The 20,389-nt window shown below is 38.5% G+C and carries 18 protein-coding genes and 1 pseudogene; 15 read left to right on the top strand and 4 right to left on the bottom strand.

The window, feature by feature from the left end; translation table 11 throughout:
* Window positions 1–120: 120 nt before the first annotated feature.
* On the top strand, window positions 121–534 hold the full coding sequence (ndk, locus tag HT697_RS00505; protein ID WP_173219391.1) for a nucleoside-diphosphate kinase: 414 nt from the start codon (window positions 121–123) through the stop codon (window positions 532–534).
* A gap of 718 nt (window positions 535–1,252) precedes the next feature.
* On the opposite strand, the gene HT697_RS00500 is transcribed toward ndk, so the two are convergent.
* The 4 genes from HT697_RS00500 to HT697_RS10425 all read right to left on the bottom strand — a co-directional run bounded on the left by HT697_RS00500 (window position 1,253) and on the right by HT697_RS10425 (window position 4,785).
* Window positions 1,253–1,885: an ABC transporter ATP-binding protein gene (locus HT697_RS00500; RefSeq protein WP_000571433.1), complete on the bottom strand. Its 633-nt coding sequence runs from the start codon at window positions 1,883–1,885 to the stop codon at window positions 1,253–1,255.
* 1 nt (window position 1,886) lies between these two features.
* Window positions 1,887–3,902, bottom strand: a complete 2,016-nt coding sequence (locus HT697_RS00495) for a DUF1430 domain-containing protein (protein WP_173212188.1) — start codon at window positions 3,900–3,902, stop codon at window positions 1,887–1,889.
* A 95-nt stretch (window positions 3,903–3,997) separates the two neighbouring features.
* Window positions 3,998–4,300, bottom strand: a complete 303-nt coding sequence (locus tag HT697_RS00490) for a lactococcin 972 family bacteriocin (RefSeq protein ID WP_045611574.1) — start codon at window positions 4,298–4,300, stop codon at window positions 3,998–4,000.
* Window positions 4,301–4,614: 314 nt separating this feature from the next.
* A complete protein-coding gene (locus tag HT697_RS10425; RefSeq protein ID WP_267241016.1) occupies window positions 4,615–4,785 on the bottom strand; it encodes a PhrA family quorum-sensing system peptide in 171 nt (56 codons plus the stop codon).
* 186 nt (window positions 4,786–4,971) lie between these two features.
* Between HT697_RS10425 and HT697_RS00485 the strand changes: the two genes are divergently transcribed.
* From HT697_RS00485 to HT697_RS00415, 14 genes and pseudogenes are all read left to right on the top strand, one after another.
* On the top strand, window positions 4,972–5,835 hold the full coding sequence (locus tag HT697_RS00485; protein WP_164226804.1) for a helix-turn-helix transcriptional regulator: 864 nt from the start codon (window positions 4,972–4,974) through the stop codon (window positions 5,833–5,835).
* 281 nt (window positions 5,836–6,116) lie between these two features.
* Entirely contained in the window at window positions 6,117–6,737 is a 621-nt protein-coding gene (locus tag HT697_RS00480) for a hypothetical protein (RefSeq protein ID WP_049532500.1), read from the top strand.
* 84 nt (window positions 6,738–6,821) lie between these two features.
* Window positions 6,822–7,265: a tRNA (adenosine(37)-N6)-threonylcarbamoyltransferase complex ATPase subunit type 1 TsaE gene (gene tsaE / locus HT697_RS00475; RefSeq protein ID WP_173261691.1), complete on the top strand. Its 444-nt coding sequence runs from the start codon at window positions 6,822–6,824 to the stop codon at window positions 7,263–7,265.
* Window positions 7,255–7,773 carry a GNAT family N-acetyltransferase gene (locus HT697_RS00470; RefSeq protein ID WP_166736782.1) on the top strand — a complete coding sequence of 173 codons (519 nt, stop codon included), beginning with the start codon at window positions 7,255–7,257 and terminating at the stop codon, window positions 7,771–7,773. The genes tsaE and HT697_RS00470 overlap by 11 nt, the downstream gene beginning before the upstream one ends.
* A 7-nt stretch (window positions 7,774–7,780) precedes the next feature.
* Window positions 7,781–8,833: an LCP family protein gene (locus HT697_RS00465; protein ID WP_000239275.1), complete on the top strand. Its 1,053-nt coding sequence runs from the start codon at window positions 7,781–7,783 to the stop codon at window positions 8,831–8,833.
* An 89-nt stretch (window positions 8,834–8,922) separates the two neighbouring features.
* The gene (locus HT697_RS00460) at window positions 8,923–10,179 is read left to right on the top strand and encodes a competence/damage-inducible protein A (protein WP_173261688.1); all 1,257 of its coding nucleotides are present in this window, start codon (window positions 8,923–8,925) and stop codon (window positions 10,177–10,179) included.
* A gap of 54 nt (window positions 10,180–10,233) precedes the next feature.
* Window positions 10,234–11,400: a recombinase RecA gene (gene recA / locus HT697_RS00455; protein WP_050234077.1), complete on the top strand. Its 1,167-nt coding sequence runs from the start codon at window positions 10,234–10,236 to the stop codon at window positions 11,398–11,400.
* Between the two features lie 114 nt (window positions 11,401–11,514).
* Entirely contained in the window at window positions 11,515–12,885 is a 1,371-nt protein-coding gene (locus HT697_RS00450) for an MATE family efflux transporter (RefSeq protein ID WP_173261685.1), read from the top strand.
* A gap of 375 nt (window positions 12,886–13,260) precedes the next feature.
* Window positions 13,261–14,211: an N-acetylmuramoyl-L-alanine amidase family protein gene (locus HT697_RS00445; RefSeq protein ID WP_173261682.1), complete on the top strand. Its 951-nt coding sequence runs from the start codon at window positions 13,261–13,263 to the stop codon at window positions 14,209–14,211.
* A gap of 370 nt (window positions 14,212–14,581) precedes the next feature.
* Window positions 14,582–14,926, top strand: a complete 345-nt coding sequence (locus HT697_RS10420) for a helix-turn-helix transcriptional regulator (RefSeq protein ID WP_173261678.1) — start codon at window positions 14,582–14,584, stop codon at window positions 14,924–14,926.
* 12 nt (window positions 14,927–14,938) lie between these two features.
* Entirely contained in the window at window positions 14,939–15,685 is a 747-nt protein-coding gene (locus tag HT697_RS00435; RefSeq protein WP_306416195.1) for an ImmA/IrrE family metallo-endopeptidase, read from the top strand.
* Window positions 15,678–16,100, top strand: a pseudogene (locus tag HT697_RS00430) (hypothetical protein); the annotation flags it as partial. The gene HT697_RS00435 and the pseudogene HT697_RS00430, both read left to right, overlap by 8 nt.
* Before the next feature lie 999 nt (window positions 16,101–17,099).
* Entirely contained in the window at window positions 17,100–17,378 is a 279-nt protein-coding gene (locus HT697_RS00425; protein WP_173219404.1) for a hypothetical protein, read from the top strand.
* Between the two features lie 776 nt (window positions 17,379–18,154).
* Window positions 18,155–20,389, top strand: a 2,235-nt coding sequence (locus HT697_RS00415; RefSeq protein WP_240149827.1) for a DUF1542 domain-containing protein, incomplete at its 3' end; no start/stop codon positions are given.

Raw genomic sequence — 20,389 nt, 5'->3', positions numbered from 1 at the left:
TTTGAGGTTGTGGATAGAACTGACGCAGTCAGTAACCATACCTACGGCAAGGCAACGTTGACGTGGTTTGAAGAGATTTTCGAAGAGTATAAAAGAAAGAAGCTGACAAAGGAGACGGGTATGGAACAAACATTTTTTATCATTAAACCAGACGGTGTAAAAAGAGGGCTAGTTGGTGAAGTGTTGAAACGCATCGAACAACGTGGATTTACAATCGAAAAATTGGAGTTGCGTACAAAGGTTTCAGAAGAGTTAATTGACCAGCACTATCAGGACTTGGTTGGTCAAAGTTTTTACCCACCGATTCGTGAATTTATGACTTCAGGCCCAGTTCTTGTGGGCATCATTTCTGGTTCCAAAGTAATTGAAACTTGGCGGACTATGATGGGTGTGACTCGTCCAGAAGAAGCTTTACCAGGAACGATTCGAGGTGATTTTGCAAAAGCTGCTGGAGAAAATGAGGTTATCCAAAATGTTGTACATGGTTCAGATTCAGAAGAGTTAGCTAAGCGAGAAATTGCTCTTTGGTTTTAAGAGTTGATTGGCTCAATCAATTGGTTAAAAGCTCATTTGAATAGAAAGTATAGTCAATTAGTTTAAGACATGACGCATAATATCAAATTTTTAGTTTTTGATATGGTGCGTTTTTTGATTAAGTGACTATTAGTTCGTCTCGCTCCGTTAGGTGCGAGACGAAAAAAACACCCGCTATGCGGGTGCGCGTCGAAGGTTATACCAAAAAAACTCCAAATGCGATACAATAAAGGTGTTCAAGCCAATTGTAAAGCGAAAGGAGAAAAATATGGCACAAAAGGTTCTTTTGTCCAGTTCTTGTTTCAATTGACTATATTTTTATACTTTTTCTTCCTTTCTCTGTGAAAATCGCAAGTTTTTCCCACTTTTTCTCAATACTGAAACAACATCTTTCCAGAACTTCAATAATTTCTTTTTGTGTTAAATCATTATTTAACTCAATCTTTGGAGGCAATACGTTTTCAAAGCTACTTTTTTACCATAGGTTTTGAGCCTTCAACACAGATTACTAAGCCAAAAATGCTCTAAATTTTTGAAATTCTAACAAATTCCACTCAACTTTATCATCATCTTTGAGTTTCACAATATCTTCCTCAAAATAACATGGAATAAAGATAGTTTTCTTTTGAAACGGTTGTAGGAGGAAAATCTCTCCTACACTATTATTGATTCATGATAATATTTCAGTAACTCATCGTGCAATTAAAAACAAGGATTTTTATTTCAGACGATCCATCGTGAACACTTCATCAGCCATCTCCCAAATTGCCGGATTATGTGTTGCGATAATGATTAGCCTATTATCATCTCGAAGAGATAGCAAAATCTCCATAATCAACTGAGAGGTTGCTGGGTCTATTGAAGCTGTTGGCTCATCTGCCAGAATAAAGGGTGGATTCTTTAAGATAATTTTTGCCAAGGCAACCCGTTGCGATTCTCCGCCCGATAACTCAAAGATGCGCTTATCTAGGTCAAGATAAGCCAGGCCGACCTGTTCTAAAGCCTGCTTCTGCCTCAACCGCTGTTCCGACCGACTCAACTTTTGACCAATGAGACCTAGCTTAAGGTTTTCTTCAATACTTTGGTTTTCAATTAAGCCAAAGTTCTGGAAGAGGTAGCCCAATTCGTGACGGAAAAAATCACTCGATTTATAATTGGCCAAGTCTTTACCTCGGTAAAAAATCGTCCCATCATAAGATTCTAATTTCCCAATCATGTTCATCAAGGTTGTTTTTCCGCTACCACTTGAACCAATTAAGGCATAGACTTTTCCAGCCTCAAATGTCATTGAAAGATTCGAAAATAACTCTCGTTCTCCAAAAGATTTACTCACCTGTTTAAGTTCAATCATATTAACCTCCCTTCAAAACAAGCATGGACATCTTGTTTTCTTTCTGCATTTGGACATGTAACTGTAAAAGAGATAGACCAGTAAAGAGTAACGAGACTAAGAAAGCAACTACTATCTCTACCATAAGAAATACACTCGCAACAAATCCCAGTAAAAACACACCCAGTTGAGCAAAGAGATAAGTGCGATGGATTTCTAAGAACCTGAGACCTGCAATGCGTTTGATAAAAATGGCACGTCTAAATTCTTCAAAGTAGAGCCTATTCATAGTGTTAAACAACAAGATTGAAGTTGTAATCCCAAGCACAGCTCCTGCTAGCATTACCCAACGTTCCCTCTGGATATTATCCGATAATGTGATGTAGTTGTGGTAACCTGTTTGCATTTCTGAGACCCAATTTTCAATGCCTTGTCTCTGGATAAGCTCCTGGGCATCAGACAATTGATTAAAGAGAACGTAATTCTGTACTGCGTCTACCCAAAAGAAAATGGACTGTGGACCAGTTGATTGGGGTGTTATAACAATGATGATTGGATCTTTCAAAAACTGCTGGTAAGAAATAGGGGTCGTATTATACACAAAACGATCCTGACCTGATTCCAAATAACCTACCGTAGCAGTCATTTGCTGTCGTTCATCTTTACTAGACATGCGACTGGTTAAGTCGTCTTCAAAAACAGATTTATAATGTTCTTCCTCTGAACGGAGGTGTTCAGGCAGCAATAAGACAAACTCCCCTACATCAAGGTGATTCATCTTTTGCTCAATAGTTGTATCTACAGGAATGTTTTGACGCTCCAAGTATTGCGGTGTGACGATAAGGACATTGCCATTCGGGTTGTAATCGTGCCATTCTGTAGAGGTTATAAAGTTTTTGGAGGAAGCCATGCCATTTTGCAAAGAACGGTCAATTAACTGGTGTCTAGATAAGAAAGCCTTTTTTTCTGAAACAGCCAGATCCATCAATTGATACCAAGTTCTGAGTTTCCTTTGAGCTTGTTCATCAAAACCAGGACTCGTTCCTTCACGGCTGAATGATAGGGTAATCAGTTGCCTTTCCTGGCTCCAAGCCTCTTGTCCAATCCGATGCTGTTGCCAGGCTTGGGAATACTTTAAGCTACTCCCTATTCCCAGCGTTACAATAATAATCGCTAATAGTTGACCGATTAAAATCAAACTAATGATTCCTCTGACAGGCACTTGCCCTTTTATAATCTGCATCAGGTGTATCTTTTTTATCCCAACTGCGAAGAGTTGAGCGAAAAACAGGGAGATCAACAACAAGATGAGATTATAACTGAGCAAGCCTTCTCCTATGGTCATTAGGGATTGCGTTGGAAGCGACAGAATTTTTTGCATAAGAATGGCGAGCACGCCAGCTAAACTGAAACCAACAGCTATCCCTTTCAAATCCTCACCAACTGGTCTAAGGAAAATGGACCACCGTTTCTCTCCTGAAATGAGGCGAATGCCCGACGACCGTAATTGGCTAATTTGACTAATTAAAGTCAGTGCTCCAAAGGTTAAGATGAAAATCAATAAACCGATTAACTGAAATCCGTTACTAAAGATAGCCATTAACGTAGATAGTTTAGATGGAATTATCAGGTGCATGTTAGTCAAGCCAAGTTGACTTAGCTCCTCTCTTAGCAAGTGAATATCTAGGTTTCCATCGAATACAAAATAGTTTGTTTCAACACTACTACTTTGGGCATCTTCTAGATTTTTTTCCTGTAGCCCATCAGGCAACTTTCCGTCCCCAAAGGTCGTATAAGAAAAAACTGGAGTACCTTCTGAGTTGGGATCTTGGTGTTGAATCGCAATAAAGCTATCCGTTTCTTCTGCTAGTTTTTCCAAGCGTGTAGCAACATGCTGAAAAGTTGTTTCAGGGGAAGAATCACGTACAACAACGTTGGGGTAATAATGGGAAACATATGTATCAGTCCAAATGGTAAATACCCAAACAAAGAACAAACTAGCAAGCAGGTTGGATATGAGTATAAATAATTTTTTCATAGTGCATTCCTTATTCTAAAATAGAGGGCAGAAATACCCCTGCCCTCTATAAACTAACAAGCTTACTAAACTATTGATAAAAGAATCTTCTTCAATTATTCTTGCAATCCCGCATCAAATGTAACTTGCTCCCCAAAATTTGTATTAACAAACGCATAGGCCGCACTATGTGCTCCTGCATAAGCTGTTTTTTGATTGTCACGTCCATTACTTCCAACATAGGCCCAGTGATCCTCTGAACCATGATAATAATTCGAAAATGCTCCCCAATTATTTGGATCATGATAGCCTCCATAGGTCCACTCGCCACCATGGAGAGAAACTGCCAAAACAGGAAGAGCCAAACTACATGCCAAAACGGCAAGGGATGATGCAACTACTTTTCTAAATTTTAACATATTATTACTCCTCTGAATGAAATATTATGAAAATGAGCGAAATGCAACTACATATTTTAATTAGAAATCTCAGTCTGAATTATAGTATCCTATTTTTTCCTCCTTTCTAACTGCACGTTCCTTTCTACAGGCAGAGACCTAATTTTATAAACCAATCTTAAATACTTTAGATTTTGTAACTCATAATTTTCAACAGTTGGTTAGCTATGAAAGCATTTTATCAAACATCTCCATTCTTATATCTATCTGGTATTGTTACAAGCTCTCATAAGAATACCTTTCTCTAAATAGTTGAATTTTAAAGTAATACGAAATCAATCTGCCTTCCCAACATCAAGACCATTGGAATTCTTTTGTAATTGCACTCGAATCTCCAATCGTTTATTCTTCTGAACAAACTGTTGGTAAGGAATTGTGTTACTAAACGTAAAAACACCTAGTAATACTAATATAGCTAATTTTTGAATTCCACGATTTTTCTTTATTCGTGAAACCCCTTTCTGTTTCCTTGTTTTTATTTTAACATATGTATATTATTCAGTCAAGTATTTTTATTATATTTTGAACTTTTTTTATTATTTCTATTTGTAATTTTATCGAGCAAATATTTGCCGTCTTTAACTAAATGATATATAATTGACAAATATAAATTAGGAAGGTTTTTTGTTTTTATGACTACATTAGCTGAAAAATTCAGATTGAAAAGAAAAGAGTTGAGACTCTCCCAACAAACTCTTGCAGAAGGAATTTGTGAACAAAGCCAGATTAGTAAAATTGAGAGAGGGCATTTCATTCCCTCCGCAGACCTTTTGTTCAAACTCTCACAACGACTTGAAGTCCCTTTGGATTACTTTTTCAATGAACAAATTGAAATTAAATCTAACCTCTCTAATTTCAAGCAATTATCTGCTCGACTATTAGATGACAGAAATTATGACGATTTGGAATATATTTATAGAATAGAGATTGAACGAAGTACTTTTCTAACACTAGAAGACCGAACTTACCTTGAATGGATTAAAGCTATTATTGACTTCTATCAATATGACAGTAAGTGTGAGGCTATTTCTTCATTGGAAAATATATTATTAAAAGTCTCCTCAAATACTCTGATTTATTTAAAGGCATTGAATACTCTATCTAATTTCTATTCCTTAGTGGGTCGTGAACAAGAATATGAGGCAAACTACTCTCATTTGATGGAGTTATATCAGACAAAAAATTTTGAGCATCAAGAGTTTTTATTTGGCTACATCAGAGTTCGTTACAACTACGCTCACTACCTAGTATCAAAGGAAAAATATAACGAAGCCATCCAAGAAGCTCTTGAGACGATTGAACTCTGTAAACAAAGACAGACAAGCTACCAACTGGCTCCTCTACTTATTCTTGTAGGAAATGCTGGAGCCAAATTTCTAGACAAAGAACAAGTCAAAAATTATTATATAGAAGCAAAAGAGTTATGTAAGATTTATAACAATCCTTTAATGTTGATGAAGATAGAAAATTATTTGAAGGAATTAGATACTGTTTAGTTAATCTTGACATTATAGTTTTTCTGAAACGTTAAATAACCTGTAAGGCTGATAGTGAAATGAATACTATCAGCCTTATTTCAAATTTATATTCTTCCAAAATCTCTTCAAACCACATCAGTTCTATCTGCAACCTCAAAACAGTGTTTCGAGCAATTCCTAGTTTTCATTGAGTATTAGTCTCTGGTGTTTGTTTAGCGTCTAAAAGAGTCATTTGAGAAGATTGAAAACAGTTCTCTCTTTTCTCCTAGTATAATGATTGGTAGGAAGGGAGAGAAAAGATGAAATCAATGAGAATCTTATTTTTGTTAGCTTTAATTCAAATCAGTTTGAGTAGCTGTTTCCTATGGAAAGAATGCATCTTGTCCTTTAAACAAAGTACAGCTTTTTTCATCGGAAGTATGGTCTTTGTTTCAGGAATCTGTGCTGGAGTAAATTATCTTTATACCCGTAAGCAAGAAGTCCATAGTGTCCTAGCCAGTAAGCAGTCAGTGAAGCTTTTTTACAGTATCCTGCTCTTAATTAATTTGTTAGGAGCTGTTCTTGTCCTGTCAGATAACTTGTTCATCAAAAATACGTTGCAGCAAGAATTAGTTGACTTTTTATTGCCATCCTTCTTTTTCCTATTTGGACTAGATTTGCTGATTTTTTTACCCTTGAAAAAATACATGCGCGATTTGCTTGCTATGCTAGACAGAAAAAAGACAGTGTTGGTGACTATTTTAGCAACACTTCTCTTCTTAAGAAATCCAATGACCATTGTCTCTCTTCTGATTTATATTGGACTGGGTTTGTTTTTTGCAGCCTATCTTGTCCCAAATTCGGTTAAGAAGGAAGTTTCCTTTTATGGTCATATTTTCCGAGATCTTGTATTGGTCATTGCTACGCTCATTTTCTTTTAGAGAAAGCTTGTTTTTATGGATGTTATGATGGTAAGTTTAGCAGGAAAATAGACACAAAAGAAAAGTTTTTGGTATAATAAGAGTATGTACACAAAAAATGAAGAAGAGCTACAAGCCTTAGGGGAGCGTTTGGGTCATCTATTAGAAAAGAATGATGTTTTAATCTTAACTGGAGAACTGGGTGCAGGTAAAACGACCTTTACTAAGGGACTTGCTAAAGGTTTACAGATTTCTCAAATGATTAAAAGTCCAACCTATACTATCGTAAGAGAGTATGAGGGGCGTCTTCCGCTTTTCCATTTAGATGTTTATCGTATTGAAGGAGATGCGGATTCTATCGACTTGGATGAGTTTCTCTTTGGTGGCGGAGTGACTGTTATTGAGTGGGGAAATCTCTTAGGAGATGCCTTGCCAGATACTTATTTAGAATTGGAAATTCTAAAAGAAGAAGACGGTCGCAGATTACATTTCCAGGCAAAGGGGTTGCGTGCTGAGAAATTGTTAGAGGAGCTTCAATATGGAGTATGAATTGCTCATTAGGGAAGCAGAGCCCAAAGATGCAGCTGAATTAGTGGCCTTTTTAAATCGTGTAAGTTTGGAGACAGATTTCACCAGCCTAGACAGAGATGGTATTCTCTTGACCAGTGAGGAGATGGAAATATTCCTAAACAAGCAAGCTAGTTCGGATAATCAGATAACCTTACTTGCATTCTTAAATGATAAAATTGCTGGCCTTGTAAATATTACAGCTGACCAGCGTAAGAGAGTCCGTCATATTGGAGATCTCTTCATTGTGATTGGAAAAAGATATTGGAATAATGGATTGGGAAGTTTGTTGCTAGAAGAAGCGATAGAGTGGGCACAAGCAAGTGGCATTCTGCGTCGTCTCCAACTGACTGTCCAAACTCGTAATCAAGCTGCAGTTCATCTTTATCAAAAGCATGGCTTTGTCATTGAAGGTCGCCAAGAGCGTGGAGCATATATAGAAGAAGGGAAATTTATCGATGTTTACTTGATGGGTAAACTGATCGATTAGTAGAAATATGGTTAAAAAAATTATTGGAATGGTGCTAGCTTTACTTTCTGTAACTGTAGTAGGAGCAGGTATTTTTGCTTATACTATTTATCAACAAGGGACAGAAACCTTAGCTAAAACCTATAAAAAAATCGGCGAAGAAACCAAGGTTATTGAAGCGACTGAACCTCTAACCATTCTGTTAATGGGAGTGGACACCGGAAATGCTGAACGAACTGAAACTTGGGTCGGTAGAAGTGATAGCATGATCTTGATGACAGTGAATCCTAAAACAAAAAAAACAACGATGATGAGTTTAGAGCGGGATATTCTGACCCGCATTGAATCAGGGAATGGTCAGGCTCATGAAGCGAAACTGAATTCAGCATATGCAGATGGTGGAGCAGAGCTTGCTATAGAAACCATTCAAAAAATGATGAATATCCATATTGATCGCTATGTGATGGTCAATATGAAAGGGTTGCAAAAACTAGTGGATGCAGTAGGTGGTATTACAGTCAATAATACCCTAGGTTTCCCAATTTCTATCAGTGACCAAGAAGAATTTAATACCATTTCTATCGGTGTTGGGGAGCAACATATTGGGGGAGAAGAAGCCCTAGTCTATGCACGAATGCGTTACCAAGATCCTGAGGGAGATTATGGTCGTCAAAAACGTCAACGTGAAGTTATTCAAAAAGTCATGGAAAAAGCTCTCAGTTTAAATAGCGTTGGTCATTATCAAGAGATTCTAAAAGCTTTGAGTGACAATATGCAGACCAATATTGATTTGTCTGCAAAAAGTATCCCTAACTTGCTAGGCTATAAAGATTCATTTAAAACCATTGAAACTCAGCAGTTGCAGGGTGAAGGAGAGATGCTTCAAGGTGTTTCTTACCAGGTTGTTTCGAGAGCCCATATGTTGGAAATGCAAAATCTACTCCGACGTTCTTTGGGACAAGAAGAAGTTACCCAGGTCGAAACCAATGCGGTTTTATTTGAAGATTTGTTTGGACGGGTGCCTGTTGGTGATGGAGATAATCAAGAACAAGGTGTCTTTGTAACAAATGAAGTAGAATAGTTCATTTGTTGATAAAAATAAAAAAATCAATCGTAGGAAAATTCCTGCGATTTTTTCAAAAAAATACGAATAGATAGGTAGGAGGAAACATGAAAGCAGAAATCATTGCTGTTGGAACAGAGATTTTGACAGGACAGATTGTCAACACTAATGCCCAGTTTTTATCGGAAAAATTAGCAGAGATTGGGGTAGATGTATATTTTCAGACGGCTGTAGGAGACAACGAAGCCCGTCTCTTGTCTTTGCTTGAGATTGCCAGTCAACGTAGCAGTCTGGTGATTTTGACAGGCGGTTTAGGGCCAACTGAGGATGATTTGACCAAACAAACTCTGGCTAAATTTTTAGGGAAAGAATTAGTCTTCGATTCTCAGGCTCAGGAGAAGTTAGATGTCTTTTTTTCTCAGAGACCAGACTATGCCCGAACACCGAATAATGAAAGACAAGCCCAAATTGTAGAAGGAGCGATTCCACTGCCAAACGAAACGGGACTGGCTGTGGGAGGAATATTGGAAGTCGATGGAGTGACCTACGTTGTCCTTCCAGGTCCACCAAGTGAATTGAAACCTATGGTCTTAAACCAACTTCTACCCAAGTTGATGACAGGGAGCAAGCTGTATTCCCGAGTTCTTCGTTTCTTTGGGATTGGCGAGAGCCAGCTGGTGACGATTTTGGCTGATTTAATTGGTAATCAGACCGATCCTACCTTGGCACCTTATGCCAAGACAGGAGAGGTAACCTTGCGTCTGTCAACAAAGGCTAGCAGTCAAGAAGAGGCGAATCAAGCGTTGGATATTTTGGAACATCAAATTTTGGATCGCCAGACCTTTGAAGCTCTTTCTTTACGAGACCTTTGTTATGGTTATGGGGAAGAGTTCAGCTTGGCCAGTATCGTAGTAGGAGAACTGAAAAAGCAAGGAAAAACCATCACGGCAGCAGAGAGTTTGACGGCAGGGCTTTTCCAAGCTACTGTGGCTGATTTTTCGGGAGTTTCAAGTATATTTAAGGGTGGTTTTGTGACCTATAGCTTGGAAGAAAAATCAAAAATGTTGGATATTCCTGTTAAGGATTTGGAAAAGCAGGGTGTAGTGTCTGAATTTACAGCTCAGAAGATGGCTGAGCAGGCACGAAGCAAGACTCAATCTGATTTTGGCCTTAGTTTGACTGGAGTAGCAGGACCAGATAGCCTGGAAGGACACCCAGCTGGGACAGTCTTTATAGGCTTGGCGCAAGAGCAAGGAACTGAGATCATCAAGGTTAATATTGGAGGCAGAAGTCGAGCAGATGTACGTCACATTGCGGTTATGCATGCCTTTAACCTAGTTCGCAAGGCTTTATTAAGTGACTAACTTTTGATATAATAGTAAATAGGTCTGAGGACCATTAGAATGTAGGAGAATAGAATGGCGAAAAAACCAAAAAAATTAGATGAAATTTCAAAAAAATTCGGGGCAGAACGTGAAAAAGCCTTGAATGACGCTCTTAAATTGATTGAGAAAGACTTTGGTAAAGGATCAATCATGCGTTTGGGTGAACGCGCAGAGCAAAAGGTACAAGTTATGAGCTCCGGTTCTTTAGCTCTTGACATTGCCCTTGGTTCAGGTGGTTATCCTAAGGGACGTATCATCGAAATCTATGGACCAGAGTCATCTGGTAAGACAACGGTTGCCCTTCATGCAGTTGCGCAAGCGCAAAAAGAAGGTGGGATTGCAGCCTTTATTGATGCGGAGCATGCCCTTGATCCAGCTTATGCTGCGGCTCTTGGAGTCAACATTGACGAATTGCTCTTGTCTCAACCAGACTCAGGAGAGCAAGGTCTTGAGATTGCAGGAAAATTGATTGACTCAGGTGCAGTTGACCTTGTCGTGGTCGACTCAGTTGCGGCCCTTGTCCCTCGTGCGGAAATTGATGGCGATATCGGAGATAGCCACGTTGGTTTGCAGGCTCGTATGATGAGCCAGGCTATGCGTAAGCTCGGTGCTTCTATCAATAAAACCAAAACAATTGCCATCTTTATCAACCAATTGCGTGAAAAAGTTGGGGTTATGTTTGGAAATCCAGAAACAACACCTGGTGGACGTGCTTTGAAATTCTATGCTTCAGTCCGTTTGGATGTTCGTGGTAATACACAAATTAAGGGAACTGGTGACCAAAAAGAAACCAATGTCGGTAAAGAAACTAAGATTAAAGTTGTAAAAAATAAGGTAGCTCCACCGTTTAAGGAAGCCGTAGTTGAAATTATGTACGGAGAAGGAATTTCTAAGACTGGTGAACTCTTGAAGATTGCAAGCGACTTGGATATTATCAAAAAAGCAGGAGCTTGGTATTCTTATAAAGATGAAAAAATTGGGCAAGGTTCTGAGAATGCTAAGAAATACTTGGCAGAGCACCCAGAAATCTTTGATGAAATTGATAAGCAAGTCCGTTCTAAATTTGGCTTGATTGATGGAGAAGAAGCTTCAGAACAAGATACTGAAAACAAAAAAGATGAAGCAGTTCAAGCAGATTCTGTGAATGAAGAAGTTACACTTGACCTAGGAGATGAACTTGAAATCGAAATTGAAGAATAAGCTGTTAAAGTAGTGGAGAAGTCCGCTACTTTTTCGGTTTTTTGTTCAAGATTTCAGATTGACTATAGTTTGCTGTTTCTTGTGGCTCCACTAGAAAGCTGATATAATAGCCTTATGAATAAAAAACGAACAGTGGACCTGATATATGGTCCGATTCTTCCTTCGCTTTTGAGTTTTGCCTTCCCAATCTTGCTATCAAATATCTTTCAGCAACTCTATAACACTGCTGATGTCTTGATTGTTGGGCGTTTTCTTGGTCAAGAATCCTTGGCAGCGGTAGGGGCGACGACAGCGATTTTTGACCTGATTGTAGGTTTTACTCTTGGTGTTGGCAATGGCATGGGGATTGTCATTGCTCGCTATTATGGAGCTCGGAATTTCACTAAAATCAAGGAGGCAGTAGCAGCAACTTGGATTTTAGGTGCTCTTTTGAGCATTCTAGTGATGTTGCTAGGCTTTCTTGGTTTGTATCCTCTCTTGCAATACCTAGATACTCCTGCAGAAATCCTTCCCCAATCCTATCAATATATTTCTATGATTGTGACCTGTGTCGGTGTCAGCTTTGCCTATAATCTTTTTGCAGGTTTGTTGCGATCTATTGGGGACAGTCTAGCTGCCCTTGGCTTTTTGATTTTCTCTGCCTTGGTCAATGTAGCTCTGGATCTCTATTTTATCACGCAACTGCAACTGGGGGTTCAATCTGCGGGACTTGCTACCATCATTTCGCAAGGCTTATCAGCGGTTCTCTGCTTTTATTATATCCGTAAGAGCGTGCCAGAACTTTTGCCTCAGTTTAAGCATTTCAAATGGGACAAAAGCTTGTACGCGGATCTCTTGGAGCAAGGTTTGGCCATGGGCTTGATGAGTTCGATTGTATCTATCGGCAGTGTGATTTTACAGTCTTCTGTCAATACCTTTGGCGCTGTGATTATTAGTGCCCAGACGGCAGCTCGCCGCATTATGGCCTTCGCCCTCCTTCCTATGACCGCTATTTCTGCCTCGATGACGACCTTTGCTTCTCAGAATTTAGGAGCTAAGCGCCCAGACCGTATTGTTCAAGGCCTTCGAATCGGCAGTCGTTTAAGTATATCCTGGGCAGTTTTTGTTTGTATCTTCCTCTTTTTTGCCAGTCCAGCCTTGGTTTCCTTCTTGGCTAGTTCGACAGATAGTTACTTGGTAGAAAATGGAAGTCTCTATCTGCAAATCAGCTCAGTTTTTTATCCTATTTTGAGTCTCTTGTTGATTTATCGCAATTGTTTGCAGGGTTTGGGGCAAAAAATCCTTCCTCTGGTATCTAGTTTTATCGAACTAATCGGGAAAATCGCTTTTGTGGTTTTCATTATCCCTTGGGCAGGCTATAAGGGAGTTATCCTCTGCGAACCCTTAATCTGGGTTGCCATGACCATTCAACTGTATTTCTCACTGTTTCGTCACCCCTTGATAAAAGAAGGCAAGACCATATTGGCAACAAAAGTGTCATCATAGCTCGATTTGCTAAATAAAATCCATTTCCTCTAGTGAAAATCGAAAAAACTTGTGCTGTCATCTTTAGTTTGGTCTTGAAAATAGTTTAATATACTTTTGACTTCTTTTATATGATATAATAAAGTATAGTATTTATGAAAAGGACATATAGAGACTGTAAAAATATACTTTTGAAAAGCTTTTTAGTCTGGGGTGTTGTTGTAGATAGAATGCAGACCTTATCAGTCCTATTTACAGTATCAAAATAGTGCGTTTTAAAGTTCTATCTACAAGCCTAATCGTGACTAAGATTGTCTTCTTTGTAAGGTAGAAATAAAGGAGTTTCTGGTTCTGGATTGTAAAAAATAAGTTGTTTTAATTGATGAGGAGTAGAATATGGAAATTGATGTAAGTAAATTAAGAACAGATTTGCCTCAAGTCGGCGTGCAACCATATAGGCAAGTCCATGCCCATTCCACAGGCAACCGTAACTCAACGGTTCAAAATGAGGCTGACTACCATTACAGAAAAGATCCTGAATTGGGCTTCTTTTCACACGTAGTCGGTAATGGTCGTGTTATGCAGGTAGGGCCTGTTGATAATGGTGCCTGGGATGTTGGTGGTGGTTGGAATGCAGAAGGTTATGCGCAAGTTGAATTGATTGAAAGCCATGAATCAAAAGAAGAGTTTCTGATTGACTATCGTCTCTATATCGAACTCTTGCGCAATCTAGCGGATGAAGCTGGTATACCGAAAACACTTGATACAGACGACTTGGCAGGTATCAAGACACACGAATATTGCACCAATAACCAACCCGATAATAACTCAGATCACATTGACCCCTATCCTTATCTTGACAAATGGGGTATTAGCCGTGAGCAGTTTAAGCAGGATATTGAAAACGGCTTGACCATTGAAGCAGGATGGCAACAGAACGATACTGGCACCTGGTATGTACACTCAGACGGTTCTTATCCAAAAGATAAGTTTGAGAAAGTCAATGGTACTTGGTATTACTTTGACGGTTCAGGATATATGCTTGCAGATCGCTGGAAGAAGCACACGGACGGAAATTGGTATTGGTTTGACCAGTCCGGCGAAATGGCTACAGGTTGGAAGAAAATCGCTGAGAAGTGGTATTATTTTGACACAGAGGGCGCCATGAAAACAGGCTGGATCAAATACAAGGAGACTTGGTACTATCTTGATAGTCAAAATGGGGACATGGTTTCTAATGCCTTTGTCAAATCAAATGATGGCTGGTATTACCTTAAAGAAGATGGCACGATAGCAGACAGACCAGAATTTACAGTCGAGCCTGAAGGCTTGATAACAGTAAAATAATAATGGAATGTCTTTCAAATCAGAACAGCGCATATTATTAGGTCTTGAAAAAGCTTAATAGTATGCGTTTTCTTGTGGAGATATTTCCTTCAATTTTTGCTACTATATTAAATAAAAATCAAAAAGCAAACTAGAAAGCTATGCTCAAATAAAATCTAAATTTGACAATGTAAACCGAGTCGGATAGCTTTAAGTACTGTTTTGAGGTTGAAGATACGATTTTTGATAGGAACTCATCAAATAGGTTTACTATCATCACTTTTGGATTTTTAAGCAGTATCAATAAATTGCTTCCTTGTTTTGTCATAATTTTTTTATTTAAAAAATTGACTTTATGACAAGAGTGTGCTATTCTTTTTATGAGAGGTGTATGAATATGATAAATGTATGTGATGTTGGAAAAAGAATAAAAGAACTTAGAATATCTTCAAAACTTACTCAAGATAAGATTGCTGAATATTTGTCTTTGAATCAAAGCATGATTGCCAAAATGGAAAAAGGTGAAAGGAATATCACGTCGGATGTTATTGAGAAACTATCTGCCCTGTTTTGCTGTACGGTTGAATATCTTTTGTTTGGCGAACAAGCTGAACAACAGTGTGTCATATCGTTTAGAAAAAATAAAATAGTAGACCAAGATCTTAAAGTTTTAGCGAAAATCAATAAAATTGTATTGAATCAATTTGAGATAGATCAGCTATTGGAGACAAAATAAATGATTGATAAAATGGATTTAAGTAATAAAGCTTCAAATCTTAGAAAAAAGTTGGGAGCTGATGGTGAAGCGCCGATAGATATTTTTAAATTGGTACAAAAGATAGAAAATTTGACGCTGGTATTTTATGGACTCGGAAAGAATATTAGCGGAGTCTGTTATAAAGGAACTCAGTCCAGTCTCATTGTAATCAATTCAGACATGTCATTAGGAAGGCAAAGATTTTCTTTAGCACATGAATTGTATCATCTTTATTATGATGAGGTGAAGAAGAGTTCAGTCAGTCTTATCTTGATTGGTGAAGGAGATGAAACTGAAAGAAAAGCGGATCAGTTTGCTTCATATTTTTTAATTTCCCCATCTTCACTGTATAGGATGGTTGAGGAAATAAGAGAAAATGCTAATAGAACTCATCTTGAAGTAGAAGATATTATAAAATTAGGTCAGTTTTATGGTATCAGTCATAAAGCTATGTTATATAGATTGCGGAATGATGGATACCTTGATGCAGAAGAAATTAAAAAGATGGATATTAGTGTTATAGAGACAGCTTCAAGATTAGGCTATGATACAAGTTTATATCGTCCTTTGTCAGAAAGTAAAAAGGAAATGGTATTAGGACACTATATTAAATCGACTGAACAACTTTTAGAAAATAACAGAATTTCGCAAGGGAAGTATGAGGAACTGCTATTAGATGCTTTCAGATATGATATTGTATATGGGCTAGATGAAGAGGGGGAGTTGTCGTTTGACTAGTCGTGTATTTATTGATACAGATTGTATTTCAGCATTTTTATGGGTTGGCACTGAACATCTTTTAGAAAAGCTCTATTCGGGTAAAATTGTTATTCCACAAGAGGTGTATGATGAAATCAATATACCTACAATTCCCCACTTAAAATCTAGGATAGACCAGTTAGTAGCTAAGGGTTCGGCTGAGATTGTGAGCATAGACATTGGAACTGAGGAATACGAATTATATAGAAATTTAACAAGAAATCATGATAGTAACAAGGTTATTGGTAAGGGAGAAGCGGCTTCTATTTCCTTAGCGAAAAAGCATAACGGGATATTAGGAAGTAATAACCTAAGAGATGTTGAACCATATGTAGAAGAATTTTCTTTAGAACATATGACGACAGGAGATATACTGGTTGAAGCGTTTAAAGCGCAATTTATTACTGAACAAGAGGGCAATCATATCTGGAATAATATGCTTAAAAAGAGAAGGAAAATTGGGGCGGATTCTTTTTCAGACTATCTTCGTGGAAGTGTTCATCAAAATAGACAAAAATAAATTTGGATAAATCGAACTCACTATTCAGTAGGCATATGAGCAATTCGAAGAAGAAAAGTGTCAAATTGAGCCTATAGGAGTAGAAATGAAATCGTAAGTCCTGCATAGGGGATGAGAGAAAAGTTGTCCTTGAAGTTTCCCTGAACTATCAGTCGCATATCAAACGATATGTAGGGTAATGTGAGAAGGGATAGCGAGTAGTTTTTGGTTATTTTGTCAAAAAACTTGTATTTTATCATACTGAATGATAAAATACAAGAAAAATAGTAGAATAAAGGAAAGCTTTTCTAAAATGTGTATCTCCCCACAGGATTCGTTCTTGTGGGATTTTTTTCGTTAAAGAAAGCGATAAATATTGACTTTTTTAAAGAAAGATGTCATAATTAAGTTGGAAAAAACGTAAAAGTATCACTTTTCTCGTTATCCCGACTCCCAAAACGTCGTTAAACCGCTCGGCAATCCATGGAGACATGGACACATAGTAGTAAGCACGCTATGTGGCTTGGCAGAGCTAAAAACTGTTCCCTTGCGATAAGCCTAATAAGCACAACATAGGGAGTTAGAGAAGCCGACTCTAATCATCCACTTTGGGCAGTAGTGAGAACTGCCCCGTGCTTTTTTTATTTTGAGAAAATATGGAGTTTGTCGTTGAAATTACTTGATTGTATTTTAGATTATCAAGAGAAATTCGATGGAAAAACATGTCAAGTATCAACGAATTATAAGCATTTAGAGACTTTCGAAGTAGATTTTTGCTTGACTGATTTACATCACTTATTTGGCTTGCACAAAATCACACGAGATTATGCTAGTTAAACAATACCTGCTATTCAAGCTGGTGTTTTTATTTTGGAAGAATATAAAAATAATCCCATGTACAACGATGTTATAGAAAGGCTATCTTTGTATAGTTTTATCGGTGATATCTTCTATTCTAAGATAACAAGTTGTTGTATCCTAGCCAAAGATTTATCTAAAAACACTATGAAGTTGGACGTCATATTTTTTGAAGATAGAAACAAAAGATCCGCAATTTTAGGTTTACGAAGAGATAAAAGTGGAGTGTTTAAACCGGTTACTCTACATTTTACAAGCGCTAAGAAATATGCTAAAGTTCGTAAAACAGATGTGAAAGAAATTAAATGGTTATAAAAAAAACTTTTCGCAGGCTTCGGCTTGCGTTTTTTTTGTTTGATAAAATTAAAAAAATGTGCAAAAATAAGTAGAATTGAAAACAGGAAAAAACACCTCCTTTCGATTCGCCAAGCCTCTTCGCAAGGCAATGAGGGGGCGGAGAGACGCGCTCGTCAACAGAAGTATCTCATTGGAAATGTTGCTCACTTTTTTAGTGAGCTTTTTATTTAAGGAATAGGAATGAAAAATAAGAAGTTAAAATTATACTCTTCCAAAATCGCATCAACCCCGTCAGCGTCGCCTTGCCGTAGGTATCTTACTGACCAAGCTAGTGATGGACTTAAATAGGTGGTTTGGAGCGTCCTAGTGGCTAGGAAATGCTGATCATAGTCCTTTGCTGAGGATAGGGTGTCACACTCAACTGGTTGACCTAGTTTATAGAGAGGGAATTACTATAAAATACTCAGGCTTCTATCATATATTTTGAAATGTTTGTGTAATCAAAATGTAACAATAATGTAATATTGACACAAGAGAAGATATACATAAATAAACATAGTAGAACCATCGTATATTTGTTGAAAAATAGGTTGTATCAAAAGGTTTTATATGCCTGTGCATATATATATATATATATGTCGCTTTTTTCTTGCCTTTCCTGACTCTATCTTGTCAGCGAGGGGGTTGATTTGTATGTCAGAAGTGTTACTATATAGTTGATATATTATCGTCTATCGGCTTTTTGCGCGCTTTCTAAGCTCGGGGAAGCTCTCAGGCGAGGAAAGGATTCACTTATGTTCAAGAAAAAGAATGATGGTAATGGAGAGAAAATTTTCCGTTATTCCATTCGTAAATACCATTTTGGGGCTGCTAGCGTTGCGGTTGCGGCTCTGATGTTCTTTGCAAATGGGGTGCAAGCGCAGGCACCTGCAGTATCTTCGGCAACAGCCAGTGATGTAGTTGCTGGATCTGCTGGAAATTCAGATGGGGAACCACAGGAGTCAGATGGGGAAGAGTCAGAGAAGGTCTCTCAGACTGAACCGTCGGCTGAGCTCCAGTCTACAGGGGAGTCAAACTCTCCAGAGACTAAAACCGAGGACGCTAGTAAGGGGCAGGAAACAGCTGACCTTGCTCCTATCAAACCAGAGACGAAACCAGCTGCTCAAGAAACTTCTCAATCAGAGAGAGAAAAAGAGCAAGACCAGCCCATATCTGCCACTAAAACGACAGATGCTAAATCACTCCAAGGCAATCTGCAAGCTTTGTTGGAAAAACTAACTCTTAGCTCCATGAAAGCGCTCCACGATGAAGTGGAAGCAGGTCTAGCAGCAGCTAAGGCAGTTTTGGACGACCCAAATGCGACGCAAGCGCAAGTTGATGAGCAAGTAAGAGCTATGGAAGAACTGACGAGCCGTGTCAATCAAGCCTTGAATCCGACGCTAGCAGACTCTACCGTTTTAAAAGAAGCAGGTCTGGCAAATAATAAGCTGAGCGCTCCAAACGGAACTGCAACTGAGCAAGCAACTGGTGGAAAGCGTCGTAAAAGAGGTGGTTTGAGCCAAGCCACACCAGCTGTGGATCAGGTGAGCCCAGAAACTGTAGGTAACTCAGAAAAAACTGAATCTAGTGAAAAGCCTAGTCGACAAGAACTTCCAACCTACACCAATACGACAGAAGGTGAAAACGGCGTCTATGGACTAAAAGATGAATTAGAGTCTATTGTCAAACGACTTAAAGAAAATCAAGCGTCGGAAGATAAAATCCAAGCAGCAAAAGCAGCAGCTGATAAGTTTAACGAAGCCTTTTCTAAAGGTGATAGCATCAGCCAAGAAGATTTTGCCGCTGCCCTAGTCGACCTGAAAAAATCCCGAGACCTTATCGAAGGAGTGCTGGAAGAAAAATATGGTGAGGAAACTACAGCTGGAGGAGTAACCCCGCAACCACGTGATGGTGGCTACTCTGACTTTCGTAGTGCTAACTATAGTGGAAGATCTGCAAGGGCGACAAGTCCATTAGATCGGAAAGAAAGTTACATTGAAAATGGTAAGTCGGGAGATAAGACCTACGATAGATACACCTATGTTTTTTACTCTAATAAAATATGGTACGACAATTCGACCAAGCCGGTCTCTGAAGCAAAAACTTATATTCTGGCAAAAGTAACTCCTACACAGGATGGTTTCCGTTGGGAGCTACAGATAAATAATGGACATAGACAAATACCTGGAACAGGTGTTTGGTTTACGTTGCCTTCGGGGCAAGAATATAAGCAAGGTTCAGATAGTATTAGTATTACTCGCAAAGGTGGTGACACTACTGCTGTATCTTCTAATGCTGGAGATTTACTTTCCCTTCTAAAACACTCTGCAACAGGCTTTGGCAATCAGACTAAAGGAACAGTTAGGGATACCGGTATCGATAGAAGGCGTAGTCCGAAAAACCTACCGGTAGCAACCTTTGATGATTTAGCTCGTCATGGTGTGGGAAACATCCAACCATATAAGAGACAAGGTGAATCTCAGGAGATGCAAGACCAATCAGACGAAAAATTTCACAAAATAAATAATAGTGGTTCGGATTTATATTATTTCTCGCTGGGAAATAGTGACAATAGTTACAAAATAACTTTCGAGACTAGAGGGAATAACGATATCAAAAAACTTGACTATGCTGTAGGTTTGAGAGGAAACTCTGGGAACTGGACTTTCCTTGTCAATCAGTGGCATAGTAGAACATATAATGAAGCAAAAGAGGATGCCAAGGATGACATAGAGCAAGCTAGACAACGTAAAAATGAAAGTCTTGGTAAGAACGGAAACCTTTCGTCTGTAGAGCAAAATAGTGCTACTGGTACAGTTAATGCCTATGCACGAGAGGCAAAACGCGAGATTGACAATGCCGGCAGCTTGGTTGCGGTGGATGAAGCCTTGAACCGGGGGTTGAGAAATATCAACGGCGTCAACCCAGTAGGGAAAGAACTCGCGAAGCAAGCCCTACAACAGAAAGCTCAAGCTAAGAAAGCGGAGTTG

Source organism: Streptococcus sp. 1621 (genome assembly GCF_013276615.1).
In the GTDB taxonomy this organism is placed as follows: domain Bacteria; phylum Bacillota; class Bacilli; order Lactobacillales; family Streptococcaceae; genus Streptococcus.
This window is presented reverse-complemented; position numbering and strand designations above follow the sequence as displayed.

Coding starts and splice junctions, on each gene's coding strand:
- HT697_RS00495 (WP_173212188.1), bottom strand. CDS start 3,902: ATGAAAAAATTATTTATACTCATATCCAACCTGCTTGCTAGTTTGTTC.
- HT697_RS00425 (WP_173219404.1), top strand. CDS start 17,100: ATGTACAACGATGTTATAGAAAGGCTATCTTTGTATAGTTTTATCGGT.
- recA (WP_050234077.1), top strand. CDS start 10,234: ATGGCGAAAAAACCAAAAAAATTAGATGAAATTTCAAAAAAATTCGGG.
- HT697_RS00485 (WP_164226804.1), top strand. CDS start 4,972: ATGACTACATTAGCTGAAAAATTCAGATTGAAAAGAAAAGAGTTGAGA.
- HT697_RS00435 (WP_306416195.1), top strand. CDS start 14,939: ATGGATTTAAGTAATAAAGCTTCAAATCTTAGAAAAAAGTTGGGAGCT.
- HT697_RS00445 (WP_173261682.1), top strand. CDS start 13,261: ATGGAAATTGATGTAAGTAAATTAAGAACAGATTTGCCTCAAGTCGGC.
- HT697_RS10420 (WP_173261678.1), top strand. CDS start 14,582: ATGAATATGATAAATGTATGTGATGTTGGAAAAAGAATAAAAGAACTT.
- HT697_RS00470 (WP_166736782.1), top strand. CDS start 7,255: ATGGAGTATGAATTGCTCATTAGGGAAGCAGAGCCCAAAGATGCAGCT.
- HT697_RS00480 (WP_049532500.1), top strand. CDS start 6,117: ATGAAATCAATGAGAATCTTATTTTTGTTAGCTTTAATTCAAATCAGT.
- HT697_RS00490 (WP_045611574.1), bottom strand. CDS start 4,300: ATGTTAAAATTTAGAAAAGTAGTTGCATCATCCCTTGCCGTTTTGGCA.
- HT697_RS00460 (WP_173261688.1), top strand. CDS start 8,923: ATGAAAGCAGAAATCATTGCTGTTGGAACAGAGATTTTGACAGGACAG.
- HT697_RS00465 (WP_000239275.1), top strand. CDS start 7,781: ATGGTTAAAAAAATTATTGGAATGGTGCTAGCTTTACTTTCTGTAACT.
- HT697_RS00450 (WP_173261685.1), top strand. CDS start 11,515: ATGAATAAAAAACGAACAGTGGACCTGATATATGGTCCGATTCTTCCT.
- HT697_RS00500 (WP_000571433.1), bottom strand. CDS start 1,885: ATGATTGAACTTAAACAGGTGAGTAAATCTTTTGGAGAACGAGAGTTA.
- ndk (WP_173219391.1), top strand. CDS start 121: ATGGAACAAACATTTTTTATCATTAAACCAGACGGTGTAAAAAGAGGG.
- tsaE (WP_173261691.1), top strand. CDS start 6,822: ATGTACACAAAAAATGAAGAAGAGCTACAAGCCTTAGGGGAGCGTTTG.